Origin of the sequence: Burkholderia sp. 9777_1386 (assembly GCF_015712265.1) — a bacterium.
Taxonomy (GTDB): domain Bacteria; phylum Pseudomonadota; class Gammaproteobacteria; order Burkholderiales; family Burkholderiaceae; genus Burkholderia; species Burkholderia cenocepacia.
In genome coordinates, this window is the sequence record NZ_JACCQB010000067.1 from 24,850 (window position 1) to 35,042 (window position 10,193).

Sequence of the window (10,193 nt, forward strand, 5' to 3'; positions counted from 1 at the left end):
AAGTTTTTTGAATTGAAAACGTAATGACGCGTCCGGGGGCGTTCAGCGGGTCAATCGCGCTCGGGCGTGGCCGAGATGCGGTGGATCGACAGGTCGGCGCCGTCGAATTCGGCTTCGCGGTCGAGACGCAGGCCGACGGTCGCCTTCAGCGCGCCGTAGACGAGCGTGCCGCCCGCGCTCGCGAGTGCGATGCCGCCGAGCGTGCCGACGAGCTGCGACAGGAACGACACGCCGCCGAGGCCGCCGAGCGCCGGCTGCCCGAACACGCCGGCCGCGATGCCGCCGAGCGCGCCGCACATCCCGTGCAGCGGCCAGACGCCGAGCACGTCGTCGATGCGCCAGCGGTTCTGCACGCAGGTGAACATCGCGACGAACAGCGCACCGGCTGCGGCGCCCGTGACGAGCGCGCCGATCGGGTGCATCACGTCGGAGCCCGCGCATACCGCGACGAGGCCAGCGAGCGGCCCGTTGTACGTGAAGCCCGGGTCGTTGCGGCCGGCCATCCATGCCGCGAGCGTGCCGCCGACCATCGCCATCAGCGAGTTCACCGCGACGAGGCCGCTGATCTTGTCGAGCGTCTGCGCGCTCATCACGTTGAAGCCGAACCAGCCGACCGCAAGCACCCAGGCGCCGAGCGCGAGGAACGGGATGTTCGACGGCGGGTGCGCGGCGATCCGGCCGTCCTTCGCGTAGCGGCCGTGGCGCGCGCCGAGCAGCAGCACGGCCGGCAGCGCGACCCAGCCGCCGAACGCATGCACGACGACCGAGCCCGCGAAGTCGTGGAACGGCGCGCCGAACGCGTGCGTGAGCCAGGCTTGCACGCCGAAGCGCTCGTTCCACGCGATCCCTTCGAAGAACGGATAGATGAAGCCGACGATGATCAGCGTCGCGACGAGCTGCGGGTTGAACTTCGCGCGCTCCGCGATGCCGCCGGACACGATCGCCGGGATCGCCGCGGCGAACGTCAGCAGGAAGAAGAAGCGCACGAGCGCGTAGCCGTTGTGCTGCGACAGCGTGCCGATGTCGTCGAAGAATTCGACGCCGTACGCGATCGTGTAACCGATGAAGAAATACGCGAGTGTCGACACCGAGAAGTCGACCAGGATCTTCACGAGCGCGTTGACCTGGTTCTTCTTGCGGACCGTGCCGAGTTCGAGAAATGCGAAGCCCGCATGCATCGCGAGCACCATGACGGCGCCGATCAACAGGAACAGGGTGTCGACGCCGGATTTCAGACCATCCATGCCGTTACTTCCTTGCGTAAAAAACGGGCAAGGAATGCAAGTATCGAGCCAACCTGGTGAACGACTGCGTGAAATTGGTGCCCGGTTGCCGCGCGATGCGGCATTCCGGTGAATCGCGCACGGGATCGGGGCGTGATCGAGGGCGAGCGACGGCGGTGCCGGCTGCACGCACGTGGTGCGGCGCGTGCTGAACTGGTGCGTACGACGAACGAAGCGGTGCGCGGCGTGCGCTGTCACGCACCGATCTGGCGCGTCAGTGGCGCGCGAACAGCGCGGGCGGCCGGCGCAGCCGCAGCGCGCACGCCGACCAGTAGGCGGCGACGGTCGCCAGCCCGAGCGCGGCGAACGCGAGCGCCGCGAAGCCCGCGAGCGACTGGCCGTCGCCGTCGGCGCCGAGGATGCCTTGCGCGACGATCAGCGCGGCCGTCCAGAAGCCGATCACGGCCTGCGTGAGCAGACGCGCGCATGCGATGCGGCGCGGACGCCCCGATTCGGCGAGGCGGCGCGCCGACGGCGCACGCAGGCACAGGAACAGGGTGGCGGCGAGCAGCGCGGCCAGGACGATGAGCCAGTCGACGAGGAAAGCCATAACGAGGAAAAGTGGGGGACACGTACGAAGCGGATTGAAGCGTGCCCACTTTAGAGGCATGGCGCGTGCGATTGAATCAGACGAATCCGAAATTGAAAGGCATTTTTAATGCCGGGTCGTGATTGGGCCTGTTCCACAGGCGGTATCATCGACACCGGTCCAACCACGAGGTCGTGCAACGCGCGGCCGGAGATTGCTGATGAACATGAAGACATCGCGGGCGCGTCGCGTGCCCGGGTCCGTGCTGGCGGCCGTGGCCGCCGGTGCGCTGCTGTTGCTCGCGGGCTGCGAGAAGTCCGGTACGCCGGTCGCGCAACCCGATACGGCCGCGAGCGCGGCCGCCGACGCCGCGAACAATGCGGCAAAGGCGCTCGACCAGGTGGCGAGCACCGTCAACCAGCAGATCAACGCGGCGAAGGCCGGTATCGCGTCCGCGGCGTCGGCCGTGCCGCCGTTGTCCGCGAGCGGCCTCGCGTCGGCCGCGCACGCGCAGATCGACGCGGCGGCGTCCGCGGTCGTCGCGCATGCGGCTTCCGAAGCGGGCGCGAAGATCGCCGAAGCCGGCAAGAAACTCCAGCAGTGGAGCCAGCAGAGCGCCGCGGGGGCCAAACCCGCGAGCGGTGAATGACGCGGGCTTGCACGATCCGCAAAATGTAATTATTATGGTTACACATGTCGCCGGTTGCGGGTCGGGCCGGCGTCGCCGAGTGAGTCAGGAATGAATACCAGCAGCCGGTTCGCGTTTGCCGTTCACGTGCTTGCCTTGCTGTCGATGCAGGAAGGCGTACCGTTGTCGTCCGACATCATCGCGGGCAGCGTGAATACGAATCCGGCGCTGATTCGCCGGCTGCTGTCGATGCTGGCGGCCGCAGGCCTGACCACGTCGCAGCTCGGCGCGGGCGGCGGCGCGCTGCTGGCGCGCGAGCCCGGCGAGATCACGCTGCTCGACGTGTATCGCGCGGTCGACGATGCGCAACTGTTCGCGCTGCATCGCGAGGCGCCGAATCCGGCATGTCTCGTCGGGCGGCACATTCAGAGCGCGCTGACCGGCTATATCGGCGACGCGCAGCGCGCGATGGAGGCGTCGCTCGCCACGCGCACGCTGGCCGACGTGACGGCCGACATGCTGGATCTGGAGCAGCGCACGCAACGGGCGGCGCGCGCCGGCGGGTGACCGGCGCCGGGTGCCACGGGTATCCGGCGGCAGGCAGGGCGGGAAGCCGGACGGCGCGTACGCGCGGCGATCGGCACGACGGGGGCTTTGCCCCGTTTTTTTCGGTCTTATATGTAATTGAGTGTGTTACATATTTTCATTTCTGGAGAATCGATATGACGCAACGTTCATTGAATATCGCACTGTTCGGCGCCACCGGCATGATCGGCACGCGCATCGCGGCGGAAGCCGTGCGGCGCGGCCACCGCGTCACGGCGCTGTCGCGCCATCCGCACGCATCCGTCGACGGCATCACCGCGAAGGCGGCCGATCTGTTCGACGCGGCCAGCATCGCGGCCGCGCTGCCGGGCCATGACGTCGTCGCCAGCGCGTACGGCCCGAAGCAGGAAGATGCGGCGCAGGTCGTCGCGGCCGCGAAGGCGCTGGTCGCCGGCACGCGCCAGGCCGGCCTGAAGCGGCTCGTCGTGGTGGGCGGCGCCGGTTCGCTCGAAGTCGCGCCGGGCAAGCAGCTCGTCGACACCGAAGGATTCCCGGAGGCATACAAGGCGCAGGCGCTCGCGCACCGCGATGCGCTCGACTACCTGAAGACGGTCGCCGATCTCGACTGGACCTTCTTCGCGCCGGCCGCGCTGATCGCGCCGGGCGAGCGCACCGGCACGTTCCGCACGGGCGTCGGCAAGCTGATCGTCGACGCGCAGGGCAACAGCAAGATCTCGGTGGAAGACTACGCGGTCGCGTTCGTCGACGCACTCGAGCAGGACAGCTTCGTGCGCGAGATCGCGACGGTCGCGTATTGAGCGGCATGACGGCCGGCGGGCGGTGAGCGCCGGCCGGCCCGGCGCGACGTGCGAGCCGCGACGCGCAGTCAATTTCAGGCGATGCCACCCCCGGCGGGGGCGTCGCCTGTTTCGTTTGGCGCGGCGGACGAATCGTCTGCGTGCCGGATCGGTATTTACACCGGTCGACGCGCCGCGGCAGTTTTCATATTGTTCCCCGTTGGGCAGGATGAATAGAATAAATTTCTATCGACGAGGGAATGGAGAAATGGACGCCATCGATCGCAAGCTGCTGGAGCTGCTGCAGGCGGATGCCACGCTGCCGATCGCGGAACTGGCACAGCGCGTGAACCTGTCGCAGACGCCATGCTGGAAGCGCGTGCAGCGGCTGAAGGAAACCGGCGCGATTCGCGCGCAGGTCGCGCTGTGCGATCCGCGCAAGCTCGGGGTCGGCACGACCGTGTTCGTCGCGATCCGCACGAACCAGCACACCGAGGAATGGGCGCAGCGTTTCACGCAGACGGTGCGCGACATGCCGGAAGTGGTCGAGGTCTACCGGATGAGCGGCGAGACCGATTACCTGCTGCGCGTCGTGGTGGCCGGCATCGACGACTACGACCGCGTCTACAAGCAACTGATTCGCACGGTGCCACTGTTCGACGTCAGCTCGTCGTTCGCGATGGAGCAGATCAAGTATTCGACCGCGCTGCCGGTGCGCGATCTGGCCGAGCCCGCCTGACGGGCATCCCGCCGCGCCGGCCGCGCGGCTTCAGCGGCCGCGCGCCAGCGCGCGTGCGCGTTCGTCGGCCAGCGCGTCGCGGCGCACGAAATCCGCGACGAACGGGCTGGCCGGATGATGGTGCAGCGCATACGGCGTATCCCATTGCGCGAGCTGCCCGTCCTTCATCACGCCGATCCGGTCGGCGATCGCGAACGCTTCCGCCTGATTGTGCGTGACGAGGATCGCGGTGTGGCCCGTGTGCTTCAGGATGTCGCGCAGCTCGAACGCGAGCCGCTCGCGCGTATCGACGTCGAGATTCGAGAACGGCTCGTCGAGCAGCAGCAATTCCGGCGACGGCGCAAGTGCGCGCGCGAGGGCGACGCGCTGCTGCTGGCCGCCCGACAGTTCGTGCGGATACGCATCGCCGGAATCGGCGAGGCCGACGAGCTCGAGCATCTCCGCGACGCGCAGGCGCCGTTCGGCCTTCGGCAGGCGCCGCAGGCCGAACGCGACGTTGTCGGCCGCGCTCAGGTGCGGAAACAGCGCGTAATCCTGGAACATCATGCCGATGCGCCGGCGCTCGGGCGGCACGTCGAGCGCCGGCGCCGCGACGGGCGTGCCGTCCAGCACGATGCGTCCCATGCGCACCGGTTCGAAGCCGGCGATCGCGCGCAGGACGGTGGTCTTGCCGCAGCCGGACGCGCCGAGCAGGCAGCCGATGTCGCCGCGCGGCAGCGCGAGGCTCAGGCCGTCGACCACGGTGCGGCGGCCGTGCGGCGTGTCGTAGGCGACGCAGAGGTCGTCGAGTTCGAGCAGGTTCACGGTGTCAGGCTCCGATCTTGTGGCGGGTGCGGGCGAGCAGGATCACGGGCACGAGCCCGGCCAGCACGATCGCGAGCGCGGCGACCGCGCCTTCTTCATAGGTGCCGCGCGCGGCTTCCGCATACAGCCAGGTCGCGAGCGTGTCGAAATTCAACGGGCGCAGCAGCAGCGTCGCCGGCAATTCCTTCATCGCGTCGACGAACACCAGCAGCGCGCTCGTCGTGAGCGCGGGCCGCAACAGCGGCAGGTGAACGCGGCGCAGCGTGCCGCCGGCCGTCTCGCCGAGCGAGCGCGCGGCCTGTTCGAGCGACGGCGGAATGCGCGCGAGGCCGGCCTCGATGCCGCCGGCCGGGATCGCGAGGAAACGCACGGTATAGGCGATCACGAGCGCGGTGGCCGAGCCCATCAGCAGCAGCCCGTCGCGGCCGAGCGCCGCGCCGAACAGCCGGTCGGCCGCCGCGAACGGAATCAGCAGGCCGATCGCGAGCACGGTGCCCGGCACCGCGTAGCCGAGGCTCGCGATCCGCGCGCACAGGCGGGCAGGGCCCGTACGGGCGCTGTCGCGTTGTGCGCGGGCGGCCCACGCGACGACGAGCCCGCACGCGAGCGTCGTGGCGGTGGCGGCGGTCGCGATCGTCAGCGTGTTCGCGAGCCCGGTCATCAGTTGCGCGGAGACGCCGCCGACGAGGTGCAGCCGCTTGGCCGTTTCGACCGCGAGGTACGCGGCCGGCGCGCCGAAGCCGAGCAGGACGGGCAGCCAGCCGAGCACGGCGGCGCCCAGCGCGGCCGCGCCGGTCAGGCGGCGCGGCGCGATCGGCCGCATGCGCCGGCCGTGCGCATAGCGCTGGCGGCGGCGCCCGTAGCGTTCGAGCGCGATCATGCCGACGACGATCGCGAGCATCGCCAGCGCGATCTGCGCGGCGCCGGCGAGATCGGAGCGCGTGATCCACGTCGTATAGACGGACACGGTCAGCGTCTGCACGCCGAGAAATTCCGACGCGCCGATATCGTTCAGCGTTTCGAGCAGCGCGAGGCTCACGCCGACCGCGATCGCCGGGCGGGCCAGCGGCACGACGACGCGCCAGAACGTCGCGAGGCGGCCCGCGCCGAGCGTGCGCGCGGCTTCGAGCAGGCTCGCGGACTGCGTGACGAACATCGCGCGCGTGCTCAGATAGACATAGGGATACAGCACGAAGCCGAGCACGAAGATCGCGCCGGGCAGCGAGCGCAAATCGGGCAGGCGGAACTGGCGCGGGCTGTCGAAGCCGAGCAGCCAGCGGATCGCGCCCTGCACGGGGCCGATCGGATGCAGCAGGTCGAGATACGCGAACGCGACGATGTAGGTGGGGACCGCGAGCGGCAGCAGCAGCGCCCAGGTCAGGATCCGGCGGCCGGGAAAATCGTAGGCGGTGACGAGCCATGCGCAGCCCGTACCGACGATCGACACGATCGCGCCGACGCCGGCGAGCAGCAGCAGCGTATTGACGAGCGCGTGCGGCAGCACGAATTTGGCGAGATGCCGCCAGTGTGCGAGATCGGCGTCGAACGCGGCGGCCACGAGCACCGCGAGCGGCGCCGCGACCGCCGCGGCGATCGTCAGCGCCGCGAGCAGCCACAGGCTGCCCGCGCGCGGCCGCAGACGCGGCCACTGACGCGGGCCGCGCGGCTCGCGGCAGGCGTCGGCGGGCGAGGCGTCAGTTGTCAAAGCCGACCTTGTCGACGAGCTGGCTTGCCTGCTTGCGATGCTTCGCGATATCCGCCAGCGGCAGCGGATCGACCTTCAGCGTGCCGAAGCTCGCGATCACCGGGTCGAGCTTCACGTTCGCGCGCACCGGGTATTCGTAGTTTGCCTGCGCATACAGCGCCTGCGCTTCCGGCGACACCAGGTATTCGAGCAGTTTCACCGCGTTGGCCTTGTGCGGCGCATGCTTCGCCACCGTCGCGCCGCTGATGTTCACGTGCGTGCCGCCGCTCTTCGCGTTCGCGAACGTCGGGCGCACGACCTTGATCGCGTCGCCCCATTTGCGCGCATCGCTGCCCGGTTCCGCATGCTTCATGTGGCCGACGTAGTAAGCGTTCGCGAGGCCGACGTCGCAGATTCCGCCGAGAATGTCGCGCGCGACGTCGCGGTCGCCGCCGGTCGCCTTGCGCGCGAGGTTCGCCTTCACGCCGCGCAACCATGTCTCGGTTGCGGCCTCGCCGTCGTGCGCGATCATCGCCGCGACGAGCGCGGTGTTGTACGGATGCTGGCCCGAGCGGATGCAGACCTTGCCCTTCCATTTCGGATCGGCGAGATCCTCGTAACGGAACGCATCGACCTTCAGGTCTTTTTCGACGTACAGCACGCGGTCGCGTAGCGACAGCGCGTACCAGTCGCCGTTCGTGGCGCGCAGGTTCGCGGGAATCGCGTCGTCGAGCGCCTTCGAGCGCACCGGCTGCGTGACGCCGCCGTCGACGAGGTCGAGCAGGTTGCCGACGTCGACCGTCATCAGCACGTCGGCCGGCGACTGCGCGCCTTCCGCCTTCACGCGTTCGAGCAGGCCGTCCTTCACGAACACCGTGTTGACCTTGACGCCGCTCTGCTTCGTGAACGCGTCGATGAGCGGCTGGATCAGCTTCGGCTCGCGGGTGGTGTACAGGCTCACTTCCTCGGCCGCCTGGGCAAGCGGCGCGAAGGCGGCTGCAGCCAGGGCGAGGGCGCCGGCGAGCGGCAGCAGGCGGGTGCGCGGATTCGACATGAAGACTCCGGTGGGGCAGGTGGACGAGGGAGCGTTCCGGGGCGCGCCTGCCGCCCGAGCGATCCGGAACATTACAAAATGAAAGACTCAGGATTCTAGATCGAAATGGGAACGATTAACAAACGAAAGCTTGCGGAAAGCGGCGGGGAGGACAGGGACGGGCGATCGGAACACCGGGCGGCGCAGCGCGGGCGCAAGCGCGTAGAATGCCCGCTTCGACGAATTTGACGGAGCCGCACCGACCATGAACGATCAGCGCAAGAAGAACCCCGTCCGCAACGTGAGCATCCTGATCGTCGTGGCCGTGCTGCTCGTGATCGGGACGATCCTGTACAACGCGATTTCGCAGAAGCACGCGTACGACGAGGCCCATCCGGCCGAGGCCGCGAGCGCCGCATCGCACTGACGTGCCGGGGCGCGGGTCGGTCGGGCCGCGCGTGCGGGGGAGGCGAACGGGGTCGATCCGCGGTTCTCGCGCGACGGGCGCCGCGCGGAACCGGGACAGTAGAAAGCGCGCCGGAACCGGCGCGCCGCACTCGCAGGTCAGCCGTGCGTCAACGTGACGCAGCGGCGAATTTCGGGCGGATCCGTGCGTAGAACACGGCCGCGAGCAGCGCGAGCCACGCCGCGCCGACATACAGCGCCACGCGCGTATCGTCGAACCAGCCGAGCATCACGATCACGAAGCCCATGAATGCGATCGTCAGCGCCGGCGCGACCGGCCACAGCGGCACCTTGAACTTCAGCGCGGCGACTTCGGCGCTCGACAGACGGCGACGCATCGCCACCTGCGACAGCAGGATCATCAGCCAGACCCACACGGTCGCGAACGTCGCGATCGCGGCGACCACCAGGAACACGTCCTTCGGCATCAGGTAGTTGAGCAGCACGCCCACCAGCAGCGCGCCGGCCATCACGAGCACCGTGACCCACGGCACGCCGTGGCGCGACGTCGTCATCAGCACGCGCGGCGCCTGACCCTGCCGCGCCATCCCGAACATCATCCGGCCCGCGCCGAAGATGTCGCTGTTGATCGCCGAGATCGCCGCGCTGATCACGACGAGGTTCAGGATCGTCGCGGCCGACTTCACGCCGAGCGCCGAGAAGATCTGGACGAACGGGCTACCGTCGCTGCCGACGCCGGTCCACGGGCTGATCGACATCAGCACGACCATCGTCAGCACGTAGAACAGCAGGATGCGGGCGGGCACCGCGTTGATCGCGCGCGGAATCACGCGTTCCGGGTCCTTCGCTTCGCCGGCGCTCATCCCGATCACCTCGATGCCGCCGTACGCGAAGATCACGACCGACAGCGACGCGATCAGCCCGCCGACGCCGTTCGGCAAGAAGCCGCCGTGATTCCACAGGTTCGCGAACGTCGGCATGTCGGCCGAATGGCCGAAGTGCATGCCGGTGAGCAGGATCGCGACGCCGCCGCCGATCATCGCGACGATCGCGCCGACCTTGATGATCGACAGCCAGAATTCGAGCTCGCCGAACACCTTCACGTGGCACAGGTTCAGCCCGCAGATGATCGCGACGACGCCGAGCACCCAGATCCATTGCGGGACATCCGGAAACCAGAAGCCCATGTAGATGCCGAACGCGGTGATGTCGGCGATCGCGACGATCACCATTTCGAGCGTATAGGTCCAGCCCGTGACGAAGCCCGCGAACGGGCCGAGGTTCTCGGTCGCGTAGTGGCCGAACGAACCCGCGACGGGCTCGCGCACGGCCATTTCGCCGAGCGCGCGCATCACCATGTAGACGGCCGCGCCGCCGAGGACGTACGCGAGGATCACGGCCGGGCCCGCGAGCTGGATCGCGGACGCCGAACCGTAGAACAGGCCCGTGCCGATCGCCGAGCCCAGCGCGAGAAAGCGGATGTGCCGCGCGCTGAGATGGCGCTGCAAGTTTTTCATCGAGTCTCCGATATCGTTATGCGACGAACCGGGCGAGCAGGGCTGGCCCGATTGGCTCAAGTTGTCTATACAACTTGAATGTGAACGAATGATAACAAGCCGGACCCGGTGACCGGAATCGGGTATTCCCTGACTGGCGCGGCGAATGGAATGGGGCGTGGGGCGCTCGCGCGCCGGATGCGCGGGCCGCGTGGAGTGGGTGGGGCG

Annotated in this window: 11 protein-coding genes; 5 read left to right on the forward strand and 6 right to left on the reverse strand. The window is 68.7% G+C overall.

Annotated features, from left to right (window positions below; translation table 11 throughout):
• Positions 1-50: 50 nt before the first annotated feature.
• Together H0X91_RS30985 and H0X91_RS30990 are read right to left on the reverse strand one after the other, a co-directional pair.
• Entirely contained in the window at positions 51-1,244 is a 1,194-nt protein-coding gene (locus tag H0X91_RS30985; protein ID WP_006483862.1) for an ammonium transporter, read from the reverse strand.
• A gap of 253 nt (positions 1,245-1,497) precedes the next feature.
• Complete coding sequence (locus H0X91_RS30990) at positions 1,498-1,833, reverse strand: hypothetical protein (RefSeq protein ID WP_006493329.1); 336 nt, start codon at positions 1,831-1,833, stop codon at positions 1,498-1,500.
• A 199-nt stretch (positions 1,834-2,032) separates the two neighbouring features.
• On the opposite strand from H0X91_RS30990, the gene H0X91_RS30995 reads away from it, so the two are divergent.
• From H0X91_RS30995 to H0X91_RS31010, 4 genes are all read left to right on the forward strand, one after another.
• Positions 2,033-2,461 (forward strand): hypothetical protein, encoded by a 429-nt coding sequence (locus H0X91_RS30995; protein WP_196433628.1) that lies wholly within the window; start codon positions 2,033-2,035, stop codon positions 2,459-2,461.
• A gap of 90 nt (positions 2,462-2,551) precedes the next feature.
• Complete coding sequence (locus H0X91_RS31000) at positions 2,552-3,007, forward strand: Rrf2 family transcriptional regulator (protein ID WP_006484400.1); 456 nt, start codon at positions 2,552-2,554, stop codon at positions 3,005-3,007.
• 155 nt (positions 3,008-3,162) lie between these two features.
• Positions 3,163-3,804, forward strand: coding sequence for an NAD(P)-dependent oxidoreductase (locus H0X91_RS31005; RefSeq protein ID WP_048989220.1), 642 nt, complete (start codon positions 3,163-3,165; stop codon positions 3,802-3,804).
• Positions 3,805-4,051: 247 nt separating this feature from the next.
• Entirely contained in the window at positions 4,052-4,522 is a 471-nt protein-coding gene (locus H0X91_RS31010) for an Lrp/AsnC family transcriptional regulator (RefSeq protein ID WP_196433629.1), read from the forward strand.
• Positions 4,523-4,552: 30 nt separating this feature from the next.
• Here H0X91_RS31010 and H0X91_RS31015 read toward each other — a convergent pair whose 3' ends face one another.
• From H0X91_RS31015 to H0X91_RS31025, 3 genes are read right to left on the reverse strand one after another with little or no spacing between them, the layout of a single operon-like run.
• Entirely contained in the window at positions 4,553-5,326 is a 774-nt protein-coding gene (locus H0X91_RS31015; protein ID WP_058901291.1) for an ABC transporter ATP-binding protein, read from the reverse strand.
• Between the two features lie 4 nt (positions 5,327-5,330).
• On the reverse strand, positions 5,331-7,031 hold the full coding sequence (locus H0X91_RS31020) for an ABC transporter permease (protein WP_006497674.1): 1,701 nt from the start codon (positions 7,029-7,031) through the stop codon (positions 5,331-5,333).
• Positions 7,021-8,064: a Fe(3+) ABC transporter substrate-binding protein gene (locus tag H0X91_RS31025; protein WP_006490794.1), complete on the reverse strand. Its 1,044-nt coding sequence runs from the start codon at positions 8,062-8,064 to the stop codon at positions 7,021-7,023. The genes H0X91_RS31020 and H0X91_RS31025 overlap by 11 nt, the downstream gene beginning before the upstream one ends.
• Before the next feature lie 244 nt (positions 8,065-8,308).
• Here H0X91_RS31025 and H0X91_RS31030 point away from each other — a divergent pair, with 244 nt between their 5' ends.
• Positions 8,309-8,470: a hypothetical protein gene (locus tag H0X91_RS31030; RefSeq protein WP_006476417.1), complete on the forward strand. Its 162-nt coding sequence runs from the start codon at positions 8,309-8,311 to the stop codon at positions 8,468-8,470.
• Positions 8,471-8,618: 148 nt separating this feature from the next.
• On the opposite strand, the gene H0X91_RS31035 is transcribed toward H0X91_RS31030, so the two are convergent.
• On the reverse strand, positions 8,619-9,986 hold the full coding sequence (locus H0X91_RS31035; RefSeq protein WP_006497673.1) for an amino acid permease: 1,368 nt from the start codon (positions 9,984-9,986) through the stop codon (positions 8,619-8,621).
• Positions 9,987-10,193: the final 207 nt, after the last annotated feature.